Below are 21,294 nucleotides of genomic sequence, written 5' to 3'. Positions count from 1 at the left end.
AATTGGATAAAACGCTGTTTAAAAATATTGCATCGTTATTTGGTATTCAAGGAGTGAATTACCTTATCCCATTGATTACCTTGCCTTATTTGGTGCGTGTGCTCGACCCTATTGGTTATGGTTCGTTGGGTTTTGCTTTGGCCATTGTGCAATATTGCTGCATGCTAACCGATTATGGCTTTAACTTGTCAGCAACGCAGCAAATAGCCGTTCATCGTGGTGACAAGCAGAAAGTTAGCAAATTATTCTGGAATGTACTTGGTTGCAAAGCGGGTATGGCATTGTTTAGTCTGCTAGTAGTGAGTGCGGCCATTTATTGGGTGCCAAAGCTCAATGATGTATCGATAATAATTTACTCTGGCTTATTAATGGTTTTGGGTAACGTATTATTCCCAACTTGGCTTTTTCAAGGTAAAGAAAAAATGGGCTGGATTGCCATATCCAATATCACAGCCCGTTTATTAGCGATTCCATTGATTTTTATATTTGTCAATAAACCTGAGCACGCATATGTGGCTGCACTTATTACCAGTTTGACGACAATTTTAGCCGGTTGCATTAGCCTCTATTTTGTTTGGCTGCAAAGATGGGTGGTCTGGTATAAACCAACATTAACAGATTTAGCCGAAATGTTGCGTGATGGTTGGCATATATTTATATCCACTGCGGCAATTAGTTTATATACAACCAGCACAACGGTTATCTTAGGTTTTATCAGCGGTCCAATTGCCGTCGGTTATTTTGTCGCAGCAGATAAGTTGCGCCTGGCTATGCTTGGATTAATCACTCCATTTTTTCAAGCATTGTATCCACGAGTCAATGCGACTATGGCAAAAAGTAAACGAGAAGGTTTTTTGCTTATTCGTGAAATTTTGAAATGGCAGGGAATATTTACCTTCGTTTTGAGTCTTGTAATGTTTATGACCGCACCATTGTTGATTTCTCTCGCTTATGGTGAGCAATATGATGCAGCAGTCCCTGTGTTAATGCTAATGGCATGGCTGCCATTTGTTATTGGGTTAAGCAATGTATTCGGAATGCAAACACTGCTGGTATTAGGGTATAAAGCAATTTTTAGCAAAATATTAATGACGGCAGGCATAATTAACGTCATTTTGATCTTACCATTGACGTATTTTTATGCGGAAGTTGGTGCGGCAACATCGGTGTTGCTAACAGAGATTATTGTTACCACTATAATGATAGTGGTGATCATCAAGAAAAAAATCCCTCTATTTAAAGGTAATTTGAATGAAGTATGATTATGTAATCGTAGGTGCGGGTTTGTTTGGCGCAGTATGTGCCCATGAGCTGCATAAAAAAGGTAAACGTGTTTTAGTGCTTGAAAAGCGTGATCATATCGGTGGTAATGTATATACCGAAGATCAAGATGGCATTCAGGTACACAAATATGGCGCACATATATTTCATACCAATGATAAAGATATCTGGGATTATGTGAATTCATTTGTCGAATTTAATCGCTTTACCAACTCCCCCTTGGCTATGCATGATGGCAAGTTATATAATTTGCCATTTAACATGAACACCTTTTATCAGCTTTGGGGGGTGAAGACGCCAGCAGAGGCAATGGCCAAGATTGATGAACAAAAAGCTGAAATGTCAGGTAAAGAACCAACTAACCTTGAAGAGCAGGCTATCTCTTTAGTGGGCCGAGATATTTATGAAAAGCTGATTAAGGGCTACACTGAAAAACAATGGGGACGTAAGGCAACAGAATTACCAGCCTTTATTATCCGACGTTTACCCGTGCGATTTACCTTTGATAACAATTATTTTTCAGATAAATATCAGGGTATTCCAATTGGCGGATATACAAAGTTAATTGAAAAATTGCTTGCTGGAATCGAGGTTAAGTTGGGTGTGGACTATTTAGCTCAGCGCGATTATTATCGTTCTTTGGCTGAAGATATTATCTATACTGGTCCCATAGATGAGTACTTTAATTATTGTTACGGGCAGCTTGAATATCGTTCTTTGCGTTTTGAACATGAACGAATTGATGTTGACAGTTATCAAGGTAACGCTGTAGTTAACTATACAGAAGCTGAAGTGCCATTCACTCGTATCATTGAACATAAACATTTTGATCCTGTTGAGGCTGACCACACCGTAGTTACTAAAGAGTATCCTATGGAGTGGAAGTTAGGTGATGAGCCATACTATCCAGTTAATGATGATAAAAATATGACACTTTTCAAGCAATATCGTCAACTCGCAAAACAAGAACATAACATAATATTTGGTGGTCGTTTGGCTGAATATAAATATTACGATATGCATCAAGTGATTCGGTCTGCTCTTAATTGTGTTGAGGTGCATGAGTGATATGAAGATAGTTCAAATCTGCAGTGGCTATAAGATTTCACATAATGGTGGGATAACAAATTATGTTAGAGCATTATCTAGTGAGTTAGCTGAGTATGGTCATGATGTTTATGTTATTGACTCATCAAGTAAAGTTGAAGAGTTGGAGTGTTTTAATTTCAATGTTATTAGAACTTATAATAGGTTAAAGCCATTTCATTTAAATTCATGTTTAGATAATTCTGACTATGAAAAGTTAGAAATCATCCTAGATGATATTAATCCAGATATTATTCATGTTCATATGATGATTGACCTGCCATGGTCAATATTGGAGTTGGCAAGGAGAAAGTGTAAGGTTGTTGTGAGTCTTCATGATTATTCATATATCTGCAAAAGAATTACAATGATGAATAATAAGGATGAATTGTGTCTTAACTCTAACTTTGGTAAGAATTGCAACTCTTGCATCTCAAAGTTAGAAACAAATATTTATACAAGGCATCTATTGGGTAAGCTAAATCAACGAGTAAAAAACGGAATTGTTAAATTTTTTACTCATAGCAAAAATGAGAAAGATTTTGATTATATTCGAGATAGATTGGCATCAGTAGACTTGTTGATTTCCGTATCAAATAGAGTAAAAGAAATATACTTAAGTAATGGAATTGATAATGACAATTTTATTGTCAATCATATTGGGAATGTTACCGCAAATACTCCGTTAAAAAAGAAGTTTATACCCGGTGGGAGAATTGTATTAGGTTTTATTGGAAGTTTTAGTAAGTATAAAGGGGCTGAAGTTATTTTAAAGCTAGCTCAATTTTTAGATAAATCAAAATACAAAATTGAACTTTATGGCTTAATTGATGATGTTTATATCCCTACAATAGAAACAATTGATGTAATTACATATAAAGGGAAATATAAACAAGATGAACTAGCAAGTATATTAGAAAAAGTTGACTTAGGTTTGGTATTACCCATATGGGAAGATAATGCACCACAAGTTGTATTTGAATTTTTGAATAATGGCATTCCTGTTTTATGTACTGAAATGGGAGGAATTCCAGATTTTGTAGAAAATGATCTCAATGGACTTGTTATTGATAAAGATTTTTCTAATTTTGAAAAAATTGTTTCTGTTATGAACTCTGACAATTTCGGAGAAAAATTACAGAAACTTACTTCCAACGTTAAGTCTACTAAGACTATTAGTGCACATAACAAAGAAATTATGAGTCTTTACCAAAATATCGGTTGATTATAATTTAAATAGTGAGAGCTTTTGGGAGGTTTAGTGAATTTTTTAAAAAGGCTTTTTCTCTTTGTTAGGTTATATGCTTTCTTTAAGCGTCACCTAATTCATCTGACTCCTTTTGTTAACTTTAGTGAGAACACGAAGTTTGAAGGGTCTAATTCTGTGGGGAAGAGAACGAATATAGTTAATAGCAAGATTGGTTTTGCTACATATATTGGTGATAACTGTAACTTGCAAAATGCAGATATCGGAAGATTTACATCAATTGCAAATGACGTTAGGATTGTGACTAATAATCATCCAACGTCACAATACGTTTCAACTCATCCGGCCTTTCATAGGGGCGATGCACCTTTGATGAAGGCATTGCAGCTCTCTTTTAATCTTGACTGCATTTATCCTGAAACAACTTTAATTAGAGATTCTTTTCAGGTTGTCATTGGTTCAGATGTTTGGATTGGTGAAAGCGTGAAAATTATGCCTGGCATTACGATAGGAAATGGTGCCGTTGTTGCTGCTGGTGCTGTTGTGACTAAAGATGTTAAATCATATAGTATTGTTGGTGGTATACCTAGTAAGCATATTAAGTTCAGGTTCAGTGATGCTGAAATTAAAGCATTGGAAAGTATACAGTGGTGGAATTGGGATATTTCTAAAATAGAAATGCAACAGGCGCAGTTCAAGTCCTTGGAACAATTTCTAAAAAATAATTGTAATTTAAATTAATTGGTCATATTTTGAATGTCTCATTTGAAAGATAATTTTTTACTTAACAACTTTGGGGTATTTTTGTTGGCTAATCCCTAACCCCTGTTGCTAATTTAAACCCAGGCATGCGGCAATACAACCGTGTGTTTGCTGAGATAATTAATCCTGAGCTTATTACTTTTGTATATTACTCATTGTTGAGTCGTATTGTTGCCGCGAGTTAGTAATCAGCGCTTGCGTATAGACCTAAATGGCTTAGTCAAAATGAAAGACCTGACCCTGTTATTTCTTTTTTGAAATTTTGGCTATTAGAGTCCAGTATTTGGATTTGTTGCAGGTGATTTTGCTAGTTTGTTAGCTATAATTTCATGCATATTTTTTTTCAAAACTAACTTTGTCTGGGTTAGCGGTTAAAAAGGCATTTTAAATGGTTAATATATTTCTATTGAACTGGCAAAGTTTTAATAGTATAAAAAAAAGATTGCAAGAAATTAACGAGATTAAAGAAGTTCTCCGTATTATCGTCATTAACAATGACAGTAGAAGCTTGCAAGCAATAGACATGATATGTATTTGTAATTATCATGAATTACATGTGGTCAATAATGGTTGTAATTTAGGTTACGCTGGTGGCAACAATGCTGGTTATGAGTATTTGAAAAAAAACAATTTAGATGGAGATGTTATCATCGCTAATCCAGATGTTTCACTTTCAGCAAAAGTTATTCATAGTTTGCTTGGTGCTAGAGGATTGGAAAAGTTTGGCGCTGCAATGACCGCTGCACATAATGAAAATGGGACTGTTTTATATCGTTATATAATGATGTCAGGATTTAGCCAAAAGTGGAAGTGTGATCTAGAATCAGATTTTTGTAAAACTGACTATGTTGCAGGATCTTTATTTCTTATTTCCAGAGAGGTTTTAGATAAAATAGGGCTTTTTGATGAAAGATATTTCTTATATTGGGAGGAAGTTGATTTATCCTTTAGAATTAAAGATGCAGGTTATGAGTTATATTCACTTCCTTCTATATCAATTTTAAGGGAGACTAACAGTTTATCAAGAACAATAAACGCGCTATATTATTTGTCAAGAAACTCTTTCTTGTTGAAATTTAAGTTTCCGAAACGCTTCAAAAAGTATGATATTATTATTTATCTTTTTAAAATGTTCATTTTAGGTTTAAAAATTTCGTTAAAGTCAAGATTAGTTCAACCTTTGATAAATGTTTTTAAAGGTTTTATAGATGGTTTGAAATTTAATCGCTAGCTTACTGTCATTTAGGATAGAATTCAGTATAAAGATGAAAAATATTAGCTGTGTTTTCTACAAGCTATGACTGACGCATCGTTAATTAATGGAGTTTATTAAGTTTATTGGCTAGTAATAAGGGTTATTGCATTATCTAGTGCTTGAACAGATGCCTTCTAAGAGGATCCTTAGTCCATGATTTAGCTGCTGCTGTTTGTTTCACTCAAGATGCTGTGCAACCTCAATACTGAGAATTCCTGTTCAAATTCTCGATTTTTGACATCATGCCAGACTATATATTTATAAGTAATGCTTGCCTGTAACAGCCATTAAAACAATCAGTAATGTATGACTCAGCTAACTTAACTCCTAAAACAGCAATTAGCTATTACTATAAAACTATTTACTTTTTAGATCTTTTGCCTGGATGAATTTGTAATTGAAGAAAGTTTTTCAGAAGAACAATTGCAAAATGAAAAAGTGAAATCTTGGGAAAATTTTTTTAGTACCTTTTATGAGATGATGCAATAATGAAAATACTATATTTGTGCCATATCGATTGGTTATGGATAAAACAAAGGCCACAGTTTCTAGCTGAAGAACTAGCTAAAAAGCATCATGTTGATGTGTTTTATCAACCTTCTTTTCGTAAGCATAATCTACAAAAAAATTACAAAGCTACTGAAGTAGCTTTATCTATGAATATTAAAAAGTTAAAAAAAATCCCATTAAAGAATAGGTATAAAATCTTATTTGTAATAAATAATTTTTATCAAAAAATTTTTATCAAAAAATTGATCCAAAAAGAGAATTATGATTTTATTTATATTACCCATCCAGAATTCTATCCTCTTATAAAGGATTTGATAAACAAAGTTATATATGATTGTATGGATGATCATTCTTCTTTCTTTGGAAAAAATGATTCTCGAGCTTCTTTATATGATTTTTATGAAAAAAAATTATGTGAAGCGGAAAATGTTCATATTCTTGCATCAAGTCATTCTTTAGAGAAAAAACTAAGTAAATACACTCAAAAAAATATCACCATAATCCGAAATGGCGTTAAAGATAGCTTCGTATCAAATCATTTATCTGCAAAAGTGAAAATGAATAACCTTAAATCTAAGCCAAAGCCTAAACTTATAGTATCTTATATAGGTACTATTGCTGATTGGTTTGATTTTTCAATGTTATCTCAAGCATCTGATAAAGTTGAGTTTCATGTATATGGACCAAAAGAAGTAAATAGCTCACACTTTTCAGGTAATATTATATATAAAGGTATCTTAGAGCACGATCAGATAAAAAGTGTAGCGTTGTCAAGTGATGCTTTAATTATGCCGTTCATTGTAAATAAATTAATTGAGTCTGTTGACCCTGTTAAACTTTATGAGTATATCTCATTCAATAAACCAATAATTTGTTGTTATTATAATGAAATATCACGCTTTTCAGAATTTGTTCATTTTTACACTGATCAACACAGCTTCAATGGTATATTAAATGATTTAATTTGCAGTAGGCTTACTTTATACGACTTTGATTCAGCGCATGACTTTTTGGTCGGTTCAACTTGGTCTTCCAGAGGGGGCGCTCTTAACGAGCTATTAGATAATGTGTAACAAAGTAATAATAATTTTAGCTACATACAATGGTGCAGAATACATTAGTGAGCAATTGGATTCGCTTTTAAATCAAACTCACACTAATTGGTTTTGTTATATCTTTGATGATCTATCTAAAGATCGAACTTTTGAAATATGTAGAGAATACCAGGATAAAAATCCAAATAAATTTAATGTGATTAAACGTTACAAATCATCGGGCTCTGCATCTGAGAGTTTCAGATTAGCGTATAATGAGTTGCTTGACTATAACTTGGAATATGATTTTTTAGCATTTTGCGATCAGGATGATATCTGGTTAGAAAATAAATTAACTAGTCTCATTAATGCTGCGGGGCCCAATTCAAATTATCCAATTTTATTATTTTCAGACTTAATTGTTGTTGATGGTGACTTAAAAGAAATAGATTCTTCATTTATTACAAAAGTATCTGTTGTAAATGAGCAATATTCAAATGCTAAATTTTTATCTGTCGATAACATAATACCGGGCTGTTCTCTAATTATCAATAAACCGTTAGTTGATCTGATAGGCTTAATGCCTGAGAAAATAATAATGCACGATTGGTGGATCGTTATTAATGCTTTAGTTTTTGGCACCATTAATTACGTTAAAACACCATTGGTACTCTATAGGCAGCATGCCAATAACTCAGTCGGTATTAATGATAAAAGTGTTTTTTTTCATGTTTCAAACTTTAAAAAGCATGTATACAAACCTTTTTTGATTTGGAAAATGCTCAAGTCTATAATGCCTTTTAACTGTTTACAATTTGCCTCTATTTATTTTTGCGTATTTTCTATTAAGGTAGGTCGTATTATATTTAAGGCTATATTCTGAATATGAAATCTATACCTTATTATGTTGTTATTTCCTTTTTCTTGTTCTTTCCTATCTATTTAATGATAGGTTTTAAGACGTTAGATTTTAGCTTTATTTTTCTTCTTCTTTGTGTTTTTTTTACTTTGATTTGTAATGCTAGATTAAATAACACGGTTTTTTATTGTTTGTTTTTTTTGTTTTCTTATTTGTGTGTTTTTTTAGTTATAGGTTTTTTCGTCAATGATAATTTATTAATTTCGATTAAGCAATTTTTGTATTATTTGAAATTTCTCTTGTTTTTTATTTCTGGGTATTTATTTTTTAATTTAAAACAGTATTCAAAGTTGATGGTTATTGTTTTTTGGATATCTTTAATTGGTACTTGTTCATTCATTTTTTTTGAAAGTCAAATGATAAAAGAAACCATGAATTATTTAGAAATAAGTGAGTATGGTTATTTTTATTCATTTGGGATTTTTGTAAGGAATATTTCCTTTTTTATTTCACCTTTAGAGTTTGGAGCGTTATCATTTTATCTTTTATTTTATTTTTCTTATATTGAGAGTTCGAGAACTAAAGTAATAAATTTTTATATTGCAGTTTCTTTCTTAATGATGATTTTAACTTTATCAAGAACTATGTGGATTGTTACTGTTTTAACATTTTTTATGTTTTATTTATCTGACATGAAAAGTTTGAATAAGCTATGCAAAAAGTCTTTGTTAGTGTTTTTATTTTTATTTTTAGCAGTTTTTCTTTTGTCTTTCAATTTTTCTTTTGTCGATAAATATTTTATCAGTGATGGTTCATCTTCGACACATCATTCAAATGCATTCGAAACTATAATGTATTTGTTTGAATACCCTTTTGGCTTAGGTCTAGGTGCATCTGGTTGGGCTGGTTATGATTTTAATTTAAAATATTATCACTATTCAGAGGGATCTTTGCTCGCAAATATGATAGAACTTGGAACAGTACAATATTTGTTATTTTTAATTGTGTTTAGTTCGTATGTCTATAGTTTGAATAAAAATGTTTTTATTATTTTTGTCGGGTATCTTGTTGCCTGCTTAATTATTCCTATAGGTTTTTCTACATTTATCAATTTACTTCTGTTTTTAATGCTAGGGATATTAACTAAGGGGAAAAATGGAAAAGTATAATTTTTTTAGTTTTATAACAGTTTCTCATGGTCACTTTGAGGATATAAAAAAATTAGTCATAAGTATCGACAAGTATTGGTTGAATACATGTGAGTTAATAATAGTCGATAATAAAAATGAGTTTGTTCTTTCTGATTTCGATTTTTTATGTGAAAATGATTTTTTAACTATTAATTTGATTAGGAATCATAAGTTAAAATCTTTTAGTGAAAACAATAATTTAGCGGTTGCCAATGCAAAATATGAAAAAATATTCATAATAAATCCTGATGTTGAGTTTTTTAATAGTTCCGTTTTTGATAAATATATTAGTTTAGATCTTCAGGCTATAGTTTATCCAAAATTATTAAATTCTGATTTTTCGGATCAAGTTCATTATAATGAGTGGCCCAATATAATAGGTCAGCTAAAGCGTTTATTGATGTTTAAGTTAAATCATGATGGCTTTAGTTATCCTCGCAATAAAGATTGGTTTTTTGCTGCAGCAATTATTCTAAGGAAGGTAGATTTCTTAAGTGTTGGTGGATTTAATGAAGCATATCCGCTTTATTGTGAAGATGTGGACTTTTATCATAGATTACTTTGTAATAGGTACGTGGTTCTTTATGATGAAGAAGTTACTTTGGTTCATCATTTGGGCGGTGATTCTAAAGGTAAATATTTGTCAAAGGCAATTTACTCGAATTTAGTTTGGCGTTACTATAAAATAAAAAATATTTTATTTTGCTCGCCTATAAATAAACCAGATTAGTTTGTCCATGCTTAAATGCGTTATCGCTTAATTCTTTCATATCTATATTTCAATGCCTGTTTTTTAATTTATGCGTAATTAACCTTGTTTTAATTGCTGCTGTAGTTTACATTTTAGTTTGATTACCTATATGTTCTAATTGCTTGTTATCAATTTCAGTAATAACTTCTAGAGTTGTTTTATGTCAACAAACACCGCTTTTTTATTTGTGTTTTTCGTTTCGTTTATCAGTTTATTTGTCTTTCGCAAAATAGCCCAACGTATTGGTTTAGTGGATAAGCCCAATGAGCGAAAGCATCATACGGGTCAGATTCCGTTAGTGGGAGGAATTTCGGTCTTTTGTACCATGATTTTGGCTTTGTTCCTGAATTCTGAATTATTGCTGGCTCCGCAATTGTATGCCGGATGTGCTTTTATCCTCGTGATTGTCGGTGCGGTTGATGACCGCTATGATATTAGCTTTAAGTTTCGCCTTGTTGTCCAAGCTGCGGTTTCGATGCTGATGATTGTGCTCGGTGAGCGTAGTTTGCATAACCTTGGCTATTTAATGGGTAGCGATGCGATACGTATCCCTGAAGTTGCTAGTTATGTGTTAACTGTGGTTGGAGTGATTGGTGCAATCAACGCTTTTAATATGGTCGATGGTATTGATGGTTTATTGGGTGGATTAGCATCTGTGACTTTTGGTGGCTTAGGCATTCTGTTTTATTTTAATGGTATGTATAGTTTTGCTACTTTTTGTGCACTGCTTGTGACCGCTATGCTGCCATACATCATGTTAAATTTAGGGTTTCCGTTTGGTAAACGCTATAAAGTGTTTATGGGTGATGCGGGCAGTATTTTTATAGGATTTACCGTCATTTGGTTACTGATTGTGGCAAGTCAAGGTGAGCAAACTATTGCTATCCGGCCTGTTACCGCACTTTGGTTAATTGCTTTACCTCTTATGGATATGGTGTGCATTATGATCCGCCGTATTCGCAAAGGACAATCGCCGTTTAAGCCAGACCGAGAGCATTTACATCATATTTGTCAACGTTTGGGTTTATCCTCCAACATGTCTTTATTAGTTATTTGTACTGCAGCAGCCGTTATGGCTGCAATCGGTATTTGGTCTGAGCTTGCTAAAGTAAATGAAAATATTATGTTTTTTGCGTTCTTAGTCACTTTTAGTTTGTATTTTATCTTTTTGAATAGTATATGGCGCATCACTACATTTTTGCGTAGAGACTTTAAATTTACTAAGTCCATTTAATGACTTAACTCGAACAATAAATTTTTCTATTTCTTACGGCTTATCTGTTTCATATATTACTGCTATAATCGCGTGTCATTTTTTGTAAAAAAATGTTTTTAAAGTCATTTTTATGATGTATTTGGCTTAAGGAAGAGATTATGGAATGCCTCATACCGCTTGTTACTGTGTTTTGCTTAACCTGTGTTGCGATTAAAGTGTTTAACCCAATTGCTCAACGTGTCGGTTTAGTTGATTTACCGAATGAGCGTAAGTTACATGTAGGGGCTATCCCCTTGATAGGTGGCATTTCTATCTACTGTAGTGTGTTACTTGTTTCTAGTATTGTGATTGAGCAGAGTCAAGTTTTTAACCTATATCTGATTTCAGCAGCTTTAATCCTTTTTCTCGGTGTCCTTGACGATAGATATGATCTTTCTGTTCGGGTGAGAATTGCTGCTCAGGTGATTACTGCATCCATATTGATCTTTGGTGCAGGACTGTATTTAACATCATTTGGCCACATTCTGCATTTTTTTGAATTTAAATTAGGCTATGTAGGCATTGTCGTTACAGTTTTAGCAGTCATTGGTGCAATCAATGCTTTTAACATGGTTGATGGTATTGATGGTTTGGCGGGTATGCTGAGTTTAGTGACCTTTTCATCTTTAGCTTTTTTGTTTTATTGGGCTGGTAACAGCTGGTTTATGTTACCTCTGCTGTTTATTGGCGCGATTGTTGGTTACTTACTTTTTAATTTGAAATGGCCATTTCCTTCTTTCGAAAAAATCTTCATGGGTGACGCCGGAAGTATGCTCATTGGTTTGACTGTTGTCTGGATGCTTGTTGTTGGTACTCAACCTGATAGGAGTGTGTTTAGCCCTGTAACAGCGTTATATTTAATTGCCATTCCACTCATGGATATGACTGCAATTATGTATAGACGTGTAAAAAAAGGTATGTCGCCATTCAAGCCAGATAGAGACCATTTGCATCATATATTCGAACGTGCTGGCTACAATCGTAAGCAGACATTGATCCGTATCTCTCTAGCATCATTATTGCTTGCTGTTATAGGTGTCGCCGCTGATATAGCGCATATTCCTGAATCGATTATGTTTATTGCTTTTTTAGCTATTTTTGCTGCGTATAATTGGGCCTTATCTAATGTATGGCAACTGTTGACTTGGTTTCGTAGATAATAGCTTTTATAAATAGTTTGTTTTTAAATGCCAATTCATTTGAATTGGCATTTTGCTTTTTATCATTCGTTAAAGGATTTTTCATGTCTAGGAAGTATTTTGGTACTGACGGTGTGCGTGGTAAGGTCGGTGAGTTTCCAATTACGCCTGATTTTGCGATGAAGTTAGGTTGGGCTGCGGGTACTGTGCTGGCGTCTAGCGGAACGAAAGAAGTACTTATCGGTAAAGATACCCGTAGTAGTGGTTATATGCTTGAGTCGGCAATGGAAGCAGGGTTTTCTGCTGCGGGCGTGAATGTTGCGCTTATTGGCCCTATGCCGACACCCGCGGTGGCGTATTTAGCCTCTACATTTCGTGCTGACGCAGGCGTAGTGATCAGCGCATCGCACAATCCATTTTATGATAATGGTATTAAGTTTTTTTCTAATACCGGCACTAAGTTAAATGATGCCCAAGAACTTGAAATCGAAGCCTTGTTAGACAAGGCGCTTAACCAGAATGCAATGCAGTGTGTTTCTTCTGAAAAGCTGGGCAAAGTGCGCCGTATTGATGATGCTGCCGGTCGTTATATTGAGTTCTGCAAAGGCACTTTTCCAAATCATTTGTCTTTAGCGGGATTGAAGATTGTCGTCGATAGCGCCCATGGCGCCGCATACCATATCGCGCCCAATGTTTACCGTGAACTTGGTGCTGAAGTGATTAGTATCAATGATAAACCTAACGGCGTGAATATTAATGATCACTGTGGGGCGACGTATTTAGACAGTTTGCAAACTGCGGTTATGGTACATGAAGCTGATTTAGGTATTGCGCTTGATGGTGATGCTGACCGTGTCATATTTGTCGATCACAATGGACATGTGGTTGATGGTGATGAGATTTTATTTATTCTTGCCCAGGCTGCCTACAGCAAAGGTGAAATGACGGGTGGCGTGGTTGGTACCTTAATGTCAAATCTAGGTTTAGAGCTGGCGCTTAAGCAAATGGATATTCCCTTTGTGCGTGCAAAGGTGGGCGACCGTTATGTGGTTGAACAGCTTAAAGCAACTGGTTGGCAACTCGGCGGTGAGGGGTCAGGTCATATATTGAGTTTGCAGCATGCTTCAACGGGTGATGGTATTGTTGCATCCTTACAGGTACTTAAAGCTGTATTAGAGTCTCAAAAAAGTTTGTCTGAGATTAAAGCTGGCATGACTAAACTTCCGCAAGTGTTGATAAATGTACGTTTAGCCACAGCTGATGCTGATAGCATTTTAGCGACAAGTAGCGTTCAGCAAGCTGTGATTAAAGCCGAAGGGATTTTAGGTGACCAAGGGCGTGTGTTGCTGCGCAAATCGGGTACAGAGCCGCTTATTCGGGTAATGGTCGAATCGACTGATACTATAATGACGCAGACTCAAGCAGAATATATTGCAGATGTGGTTCGAGCAGCTTAACTCAGGACTCTGTGAAGCCTAACGGCGCTAAATGTCCTTTCGAATATTATTATGCTGATTTTTTCAAGCCAGAAAGTTGTATACTTTCTGGCTTTTTTATTTTAATGCTTTTTATTTTTGGGGTAGGCGATATGCGAGTGCTCGTTACCGATGGTGCAGGCTTTATCGGTTCTGCTTTGGTCCGGATGCTGATTGAGCAAACGACGTGTGTTGTGATCAATTTCGATAAGTTGACCTATGCCAGTGATCTCGAGTCCTTAGCATCTATTGCCGATAGTGATCGCTATCATTTTACTCAGGCTGATATCTGCGATAGAGCGAAATTAGATCAAGTATTTCAGGATTATCTGCCAGATGTGGTGATGCATTTGGCGGCCGAAAGCCATGTTGATCGCTCAATTAATGGTCCTGCCGAATTTATTCAAACCAATATTTTTGGCACTTATATACTGCTTGAGGCTAGTCGTTGTTACTTTCAAGGCTTGACTGACGACAAGCAAAAAGTGTTTCGATTCCATCATATTTCTACCGATGAGGTCTACGGTTCACTTGGTGATACGGGGCTCTTTTCTGAGACGACAGCTTATGCTCCCAGCTCTCCTTATTCGGCGAGCAAGGCATCGGCGGACCATCTTGTTAGAGCTTGGCATCGCACCTATGGTTTACCGATAGTCATCACTAACTGCTCTAACAATTATGGGCCTTTTCAATATCCTGAGAAATTGATCCCGTTAATGGTGTTGAATGCATTAGCTGGCAAGCAGTTACCTGTATATGGCAATGGTCAACAAGTTCGTGATTGGTTGTATGTTGATGACCATGTACGGGCGTTGTTTCTCGTGGTGACCCAGGGTAAGGTGGGGGAGACTTATAATATTGGTGGTACTAATGAGCGGAGTAATCTTGAAGTCGTACATCAAATATGCGATTTACTTGAGGAGTTAGTACCCACTCATGCACAAGCACTTGCGGCTGATGGTGTTGGTTTTCGCAGTTTGATAGAACATGTTACTGACAGAGCAGGGCATGACGTTCGGTATGCTATTGATGCTAGCAAGATCCAGCGAGAGCTTGGTTGGCAACAATTAGAATCCTTTGATTCAGGCCTTAGTAAAACGGTCGAGTGGATAGTGGCTCGGTATCATAAATCGTAAATTGATTAATATTGCAGATTTGTACCGCTAGCGAGCATGGGGAAATTTGAGGTTACATATTATTTGAAGCTACTTATTCAGTGCAGTAGAAGCTAAGACATTTTGTTTAGTTAATTATCGAGGCAATTTCTACAACTATGTTTATAGCTAAATTTAACTGTTCCTAAATATGATCAATCTGAGAAGCAAGGATAGCTTTTATGGTTTACAGGCCGTAATAGTGACTCTAAGTAATCGACTTGGCATTGTCGTTACTAACTTTATATCTTCGCCTAGTCTAATAATAAGCATGTCATAGGGCATGATCTTGATGAACTTGCCATTGTGCTCCCATGTCATTGTATCTAAGCAGCAGAGTAGTTGGATGATAGTTGCGTCAGCTTCAGTCTTGTGGTGTTCACTTTTATTGTTGTGTGTAATTGCAGCATGTTCTTCTATAAATATGCTATCAAAGTTAAGCCTTTGAGTATGTGCTTTAAATGCACCGCGTTTGGTCATCACATTGAAATCAATAACATTACTGCCTAATAGTTGGCTTGTTATTGAGGTTTCACCTGCAAAGCGGAAGGGACTGTTTATGGGCGTGAGTCGTTTATACTCAGTTGTATCTGTGTTTCCCTGTATCTTTTCTTCTGCTCCAAGATCATTTATCTGTATTTCCCCTTCGTGGCTATCGATGCTGAGTTCAACACCATCACCTTCTAGGATAACCAGTTGTCTGTCTATGCCATTAAATAATGAAAAGGGTCCGTTACTGCTAATGCTTGCTATGCTGAGCCGATAATCGAATTCAGTAAGATCGGCATTGGCGGGCGAAATAAGTAGCTGTTTTGTGCTCCCACCGCCATTTTTCCATGGCGTTGATGGGCAATCTTGATAGCGGATCAGTTGCGCTTGTTTATCTAAAGTCATTCCTTTGTCTCTGTATTTTACCCTGTGATTCAGTAATTATTTGCTTGCTCATCCTTGAGCCTTCTATTCGTTCCGTGATTGAGCAGAGTACATTTGATCTTTAGAGGGTTACTGCACGATTTTAGAATCGAATAGCTATATTCCTCTCTTCAAACAAACACTCTGTTACTGTTTCTTTTTCAATACATAATTAGCGGCCAGATCGCCGGTAATTCTTTGGCCTTCAGTATTTAACATGATCAGCTGATTTTCACCGACCAGATACTGTGTGCCATCTTCCAAAGTGATTTTTTGGCCTTTCTCATCCCACGCCGCTTTACCCATCAGTTTTAAAATCTTCTCATCTTTACCCAAATAAACCGTTTCTTGAACAAAGCTATTATCAGATTGTAATGTGATTAGGGTTTGAATACCTTCGCAACTGGCGCAAGGCAACACACCTTCATAGCTGCCTGCCCAATCGAGTGAATTTTGGCTAGTATCACCAACAGGGACCGTTTTAGCGGCGTCTGTTTGTACTTGGGTTGTATCGACTGCGGTGTCTTCTTTTGGGGCTTCAGAGCAAGCCGTGGTAAATAAGGCCAGAAGTGCGATGCAACATAGTGATTTGTTCATAGTGGCTCCAATAGAATTTCGGGGTGTTACGGGTTAAGTGCACTCATCATACCCGTCAAGGCTGGCTTAGCCTAACTTTGGCTATTTCTATTTTATAACAATAGCTTAAGTTGTACTTGTGTTTGTTCTAAGTGGCGTGAGTGTTAGTTATTAGCCTAAAGTCTGTGACCAATAAGATGATAATTTATCCTTTGAAACTAGTCACTTTCGAGATTGAATCTATACTAAAGCTTAACTATTCATCGTAGACGGTGGTTCTGTGGCGTTATTTAAGAAAAGTGCTGATGTTATCGAGGATAAATCCCATAAGCCTAAACAAGGCATTTGGAAAGTTGCCATTATTGATGATGAGCCTGGGATCCATGAGGTGACTCGATTTGCTCTAAAAAATCTGACCTTAGATAATCGGGTATTACAGTTCTATTCCTGTTACAGCGCCGCTGAAGGTTTAGCATTACTTCAAACCGAAACGGATATTGCATTGGCTTTTATTGATGTGGTCATGGAAACCGACCATGCCGGATTAGAGCTAGTTCAAAAAATCCGTACTGAATTAAATAATCACAGCACCCGCATCATTTTACGCACAGGCCAGCCGGGACAGGCGCCTGAAGATCAAGTGATTCGGGACTTTGATATCAATGATTACAAGGCCAAAACAGAGCTTACCGCGGCTCGGCTTAAGTCTTGTGTCTACACTTCACTGCGTTCCTATCGCGATATTAAAATCATCGAGCAAAGCCAGAAGGGGATGGAGAAAGTTATTGCTGCCTCCACCTCGGTACTTAAAAGTCATACATTACATAATTTTGGCAGTGCGGTGCTCGAACAGACTTTGCAGTTACTCAATCTTGAAAGCTCAGCCCTTTATCTCACCAGCTATCATCAAGACCTTTACCTCGATACCCAAATGAATCTTCTGGCCGCCACGGGTGAGATGATCAGTTACTGTGAAGGTGGCAGCGTTGAGACGCTACCTGGGGATGTACGTGAGTATATTATCGAGGCTATCGCGCTAAAAACCTCGCTCGTTCGTGACAATATTTACGTTGGGTTCTATGAGCTAAGTGGTCATGTCACCAGTATTTTATACTTGCAGCACAACACTAAATTAACGGATTTTCAAGTCAGTATTCTTGAGCTATTTGCGGCGAATGTGAGCTTAACCTTTGAGAATTTGTCGGGCCGTGAAAATGTGCAGCAGACGCAAAGGGAGCTGATTTTAATCATAGGCGATGCCATTGAGCAGCGCAGTAAAGAGACCGGAGCCCATGTACGTCGGGTTGCGCGCATGACTGAAATGCTCGCGATTGCCATCGGCATGCACGCGGACTTTATCGAAACGATTCGATATGCTGCGCCGCTGCACGATGTGGGTAAAATAGGTATCCCTGAGAGTATTTTGCATAAGCCGGGCAAGCTTGATGCCGAGGAATGGGCGATCATGCAAACCCATGCTGAGAAAGGCTATAATTTGCTCGCGGGATCAAATCGTATTATTGCCAAAATGGGTGCCCGAATTGCTTATACCCACCATGAGCGTTGGGATGGGCAAGGTTATCCCCGTGGAATTGCTAAGGAAGAAATCCCCATTGAAGGCCGACTCATGGCGATTGTCGATGTGATTGATGCGTTGCTTTCCAAGCGCAGTTATAAAGAGGCGTGGTCAGTCGATGCGGTACGAGAGTATATTTTGGCGCAATCGGGTAAGCAGTTTGACCCCGTATTGTGTGAAGCGAGTTTAAAACTGTTAGATGCGTTTGCCTCCCTACATATCCATATTCCGGACGAACCGCTATGACCCGAATGCTTGATCGAATCCTATTTGATGTCAGTAAGTCTCAGGTTATTGATGAGGGCGATCTCATTCAAGCATCACAACTTATTGTGAGTTCAATCTGTAAGGGATTACAGATCACGCGGGCGGGCATTTGGTTGTTTGGTCAGGATAATCAGACTATTGCTTGTTATTATTTACTCGACCACCAACAGCCGCAAGAAGCGTTAGTGCTCACTCGCGCGCAGTTTCCCCATTATTTCAGCTTACTCGACAATGAGCGCACCATTGTCGCTAACAAGGCGCAAACGGATCCTGCCACCAAAGAGTTTGTCGACACTTACCTGAAACCGAATCAGATCACCTCTATGCTGGATAGTCCCATTCGTCACCACGGCAAAATGGTGGGGATTATTTGTTCTGAGCATCAAGGTGAGGCGAGGGAATGGACGCGGGATGAAAAGGCGTTTGCTTCGGCACTGGCCGATCTCTTTGGTCGAGCCATGAGTGCCAAAGAGATCCTCGAATACCAACAACAGCTCAAACTCATCAATACCGATTTGGAGCATCAAGTTGAACTGCGAACAACAGAACTTGAGACGGCACTATCGACCTTAAAATCGACCCAAAAGCACTTAATTGAAAATGAAAAAATGGCCGCCTTAGGTAGCTTAGTTGCCGGTGTTGCTCACGAGGTGAATACGCCACTGGGTATCGCGGTAACATCCGTGACCCATTGTTTGGATGAGTTATCGCTACTAAAAGGGTCATTCGAGCAAAACGACCTCGATGAAGATAAGTTTGTCAGTTTTATCAATACAATGCAGGACGGTTTATGTTTAATTGAACGTAATCTTTCCCGCGCCGCAGAACTTGTTCATAACTTTAAACGCACTGCCGCAGATCAATCGATATTGGAACGTGAGCGCTTTAATTTAAAGAATTATATTTTCCAAATATTTAGTTCATTAAAGCCCTTAATGCGTAAGAAAAACATCACTTTAAGAGTCGAACTCGATGACAATATTTTCATTGATTCCTACCCCGGCGCCATCGCTCAGATTTTTACCAATTTAGTCGCTAACAGTTTTCGCCACGCTTTCCCTGATGATTTTGTCGGAGATAAACAAATTGTCATTATGGTTGAAAAGGAGGGTGCACAGATCAAGATGACTTATCAAGACAATGGCATCGGCATGTCCGATGAAGTGAAAGCCAAAGCATTCGAGCCATTTTTCACCACTGCGCGCCAAAGTGGTGGCACAGGTTTGGGGATGTCGATTATTTATAATCTGGTCACTCAAAAGCTCAATGGTAATGTTTCTCTCTTCTCAGCGCCGAATCAGGGGTTACGTATTGAGATATTTATCCCCGAGCAGTAGCAAGGGTGTAGGTTGGTGATCGCTAGGTTCAGCAAATGCGCTTATCTTTATGGAACAGAGGATTCATTCATCTTAATAGAAGCTAAATGGCTTTTAGTGCTTGGAATACAAACGGCTATTGCGCCATTATTTTTGTTAATCGACTGACTCATCTCCTGTCATCCGTTCTTCCGGCTCGTCGTCTTTTATATGCTACAATCTGGACACTTCACCTAGCTTATCAATCTTAAATATTTCAATGAGAAAAGGCATTTTACTGGCGGGCGGTACTGGCTCGCGTCTTTATCCTATGACGCAGGTTGTTTGTAAGCAATTACTGCCCATTTACGATAAACCTATGATTTATTATCCACTTGTCACCCTGATGCAGGCTGATATTCGGGATATCTTGATTATTTGCACTCCCCACGATTTGCCGCTATTCCATGGATTACTCGGCGATGGCAGTCATTGGGGACTTAAGCTGCAATATGCCGAGCAAGCCTCTCCGAAGGGATTGGCGCAAGCGCTCATCATTGCTGAGCCATTTCTAGCGGGTGAGGCCTGTGCGCTTATTCTTGGGGATAATCTATTCTATGGTCAGCACTTAGCGGCAAATTTGCAATATGCTTGGCAAGCCCAAGCTGGGGCGACCGTTTTTGGTTACCATGTGGCGAATCCTAACGCTTACGGTGTCGTTGAGTTTGATGGTGCAGGTAAGGTGCTTTCTATTGAAGAAAAACCTCATCATCCACGCTCTCGTTACGCTATGCCTGGGTTGTACTTTTTTGACGGCCGCGCGGCCGCATTTGCAAAAACGGTTTTACCTTCGGCAAGGGGCGAGTTAGAGATTGTCGATGTTATCACTCGTTACTTAGCCTTGGGAGAATTGCGCGTCGATATTCTAGGGCGGGGGACAGCTTGGTTAGATACTGGCACGCCGGATGCGATGGCCGAGGCGACACAATTTGTTGCTGCCATTGAGAAACGACAAGGTCTAAAGATCAATTGCCCAGAAGAGACTGCATTTCGCAGCGGTTGGATCAATGCGCAGCAATTAGTTGAATTAGCTCAGCCTTTACTCAAAAGTGGTTATGGTGAGTATTTGCTCGGCTTACTCGATAAGCAGGTTTTTGATGAAATGTAGCACAACTGAGTTAGCCGAAGTGCTAGTGTTTGAACCGCAAGTCTTTGGGGATGAACGCGGTTTCTTTATGGAGACGTTTAGGCAATCCTATTTTGATGCCTGCTTTGCACAGCGGGGATTCGAGTCATGTGTGTTCGTGCAGGAGAATCACAGCCGTTCGCAACGTAATGTCCTGCGAGGCTTGCATTTTCAACGGCGTAAACCGCAGGGTAAGTTAGTGCGGGTCTGTGCAGGGAGCATTTTTGATGTGGCCGTCGATATAAGGCCCGACTCGGCCACCTATGGGAAATGGGTTGGGCGAGTGCTATCTGCAGAGAATCATCTGCAAATGTGGATCCCACCGGGCTTTGCTCACGGTTTTTATGTTCTCAGTGATTATGCTGAGGTTATTTATCAATGTACCCAATACTATGATCCTGAAGATGAAAGCGTTGTCGCTTGGAACAGTGCTGAGTTTGCCATTGATTGGCCATTAATTACTGCACCGATTTTATCCACGCGAGATAGCATCGCCAGTTCACCATCATAAAGCCAATCACGGT

Annotated in this window: 19 protein-coding genes; 17 read left to right on the top strand and 2 right to left on the bottom strand. The window is 37.6% G+C overall.

Annotation, left to right across the window (positions count from 1 at the left end; translation table 11 throughout):
- Positions 1-2: 2 nt before the first annotated feature.
- The 13 genes from KV201_RS07110 to rfbB all read left to right on the top strand — a co-directional run bounded on the left by KV201_RS07110 (position 3) and on the right by rfbB (position 14,940).
- Complete coding sequence (locus tag KV201_RS07110) at positions 3-1,262, top strand: flippase (RefSeq protein WP_226058923.1); 1,260 nt, start codon at positions 3-5, stop codon at positions 1,260-1,262.
- Positions 1,252-2,349 (top strand): UDP-galactopyranose mutase, encoded by a 1,098-nt coding sequence (glf, locus tag KV201_RS07105; protein ID WP_226058922.1) that lies wholly within the window; start codon positions 1,252-1,254, stop codon positions 2,347-2,349. The genes KV201_RS07110 and glf overlap by 11 nt, the downstream gene beginning before the upstream one ends.
- Position 2,350: 1 nt before the next feature.
- Positions 2,351-3,592, top strand: coding sequence for a glycosyltransferase (locus tag KV201_RS07100; RefSeq protein ID WP_226058921.1), 1,242 nt, complete (start codon positions 2,351-2,353; stop codon positions 3,590-3,592).
- Positions 3,593-3,628: 36 nt separating this feature from the next.
- Positions 3,629-4,315, top strand: coding sequence for a CatB-related O-acetyltransferase (locus KV201_RS22600; RefSeq protein ID WP_226058920.1), 687 nt, complete (start codon positions 3,629-3,631; stop codon positions 4,313-4,315).
- Between the two features lie 409 nt (positions 4,316-4,724).
- On the top strand, positions 4,725-5,567 hold the full coding sequence (locus KV201_RS07090; RefSeq protein ID WP_226058919.1) for a glycosyltransferase family 2 protein: 843 nt from the start codon (positions 4,725-4,727) through the stop codon (positions 5,565-5,567).
- Between the two features lie 512 nt (positions 5,568-6,079).
- A complete protein-coding gene (locus KV201_RS07085) occupies positions 6,080-7,174 on the top strand; it encodes a hypothetical protein (RefSeq protein WP_226058918.1) in 1,095 nt (364 codons plus the stop codon).
- Positions 7,167-8,018, top strand: a complete 852-nt coding sequence (locus KV201_RS07080) for a glycosyltransferase family 2 protein (protein WP_226058917.1) — start codon at positions 7,167-7,169, stop codon at positions 8,016-8,018. The genes KV201_RS07085 and KV201_RS07080 overlap by 8 nt, the downstream gene beginning before the upstream one ends.
- Before the next feature lie 392 nt (positions 8,019-8,410).
- Positions 8,411-9,163, top strand: a complete 753-nt coding sequence (locus KV201_RS07075) for a hypothetical protein (RefSeq protein WP_226058916.1) — start codon at positions 8,411-8,413, stop codon at positions 9,161-9,163.
- Positions 9,150-9,914, top strand: a complete 765-nt coding sequence (locus KV201_RS07070; RefSeq protein ID WP_226058915.1) for a hypothetical protein — start codon at positions 9,150-9,152, stop codon at positions 9,912-9,914. The genes KV201_RS07075 and KV201_RS07070 overlap by 14 nt, the downstream gene beginning before the upstream one ends.
- 181 nt (positions 9,915-10,095) lie before the next feature.
- A complete protein-coding gene (gene wecA, locus KV201_RS07065; protein WP_226058914.1) occupies positions 10,096-11,169 on the top strand; it encodes a UDP-N-acetylglucosamine--undecaprenyl-phosphate N-acetylglucosaminephosphotransferase in 1,074 nt (357 codons plus the stop codon).
- A gap of 140 nt (positions 11,170-11,309) precedes the next feature.
- On the top strand, positions 11,310-12,350 hold the full coding sequence (wecA, locus tag KV201_RS07060) for a UDP-N-acetylglucosamine--undecaprenyl-phosphate N-acetylglucosaminephosphotransferase (protein WP_226058913.1): 1,041 nt from the start codon (positions 11,310-11,312) through the stop codon (positions 12,348-12,350).
- A gap of 83 nt (positions 12,351-12,433) precedes the next feature.
- The gene (glmM, locus tag KV201_RS07055; RefSeq protein ID WP_226058912.1) at positions 12,434-13,786 is read left to right on the top strand and encodes a phosphoglucosamine mutase; all 1,353 of its coding nucleotides are present in this window, start codon (positions 12,434-12,436) and stop codon (positions 13,784-13,786) included.
- A 131-nt stretch (positions 13,787-13,917) separates the two neighbouring features.
- Positions 13,918-14,940 (top strand): dTDP-glucose 4,6-dehydratase, encoded by a 1,023-nt coding sequence (rfbB, locus tag KV201_RS07050; protein WP_226058911.1) that lies wholly within the window; start codon positions 13,918-13,920, stop codon positions 14,938-14,940.
- Positions 14,941-15,138: 198 nt separating this feature from the next.
- Here rfbB and KV201_RS07045 read toward each other — a convergent pair whose 3' ends face one another.
- Together KV201_RS07045 and KV201_RS07040 are read right to left on the bottom strand one after the other, a co-directional pair.
- Positions 15,139-15,852 (bottom strand): HutD family protein, encoded by a 714-nt coding sequence (locus tag KV201_RS07045; RefSeq protein WP_226058910.1) that lies wholly within the window; start codon positions 15,850-15,852, stop codon positions 15,139-15,141.
- 165 nt (positions 15,853-16,017) lie between these two features.
- A complete protein-coding gene (locus KV201_RS07040) occupies positions 16,018-16,467 on the bottom strand; it encodes a copper resistance protein NlpE (protein ID WP_226058909.1) in 450 nt (149 codons plus the stop codon).
- Between the two features lie 259 nt (positions 16,468-16,726).
- Between KV201_RS07040 and KV201_RS07035 the strand changes: the two genes are divergently transcribed.
- From KV201_RS07035 to rfbC, 4 genes are all read left to right on the top strand, one after another.
- Positions 16,727-18,268: a DUF3369 domain-containing protein gene (locus tag KV201_RS07035; protein WP_006085562.1), complete on the top strand. Its 1,542-nt coding sequence runs from the start codon at positions 16,727-16,729 to the stop codon at positions 18,266-18,268.
- Positions 18,265-19,626 carry a GAF domain-containing sensor histidine kinase gene (locus tag KV201_RS07030; RefSeq protein ID WP_226058908.1) on the top strand — a complete coding sequence of 454 codons (1,362 nt, stop codon included), beginning with the start codon at positions 18,265-18,267 and terminating at the stop codon, positions 19,624-19,626. Before KV201_RS07035 ends, KV201_RS07030 begins: the two co-directional genes overlap by 4 nt.
- Before the next feature lie 238 nt (positions 19,627-19,864).
- Entirely contained in the window at positions 19,865-20,752 is an 888-nt protein-coding gene (rfbA, locus tag KV201_RS07025) for a glucose-1-phosphate thymidylyltransferase RfbA (protein WP_226058907.1), read from the top strand.
- The gene (rfbC, locus tag KV201_RS07020) at positions 20,742-21,281 is read left to right on the top strand and encodes a dTDP-4-dehydrorhamnose 3,5-epimerase (protein WP_226058906.1); all 540 of its coding nucleotides are present in this window, start codon (positions 20,742-20,744) and stop codon (positions 21,279-21,281) included. Before rfbA ends, rfbC begins: the two co-directional genes overlap by 11 nt.
- Positions 21,282-21,294: the final 13 nt, after the last annotated feature.

Origin of the sequence: Shewanella sp. SR1 (genome assembly GCF_020447145.1) — a bacterium.
Classification (GTDB): Bacteria; Pseudomonadota; Gammaproteobacteria; order Enterobacterales; family Shewanellaceae; genus Shewanella; species Shewanella baltica.
The sequence above is the reverse complement of the archived record's forward strand: the minus strand, read 5'-3'. Positions and strand labels throughout refer to the sequence as shown.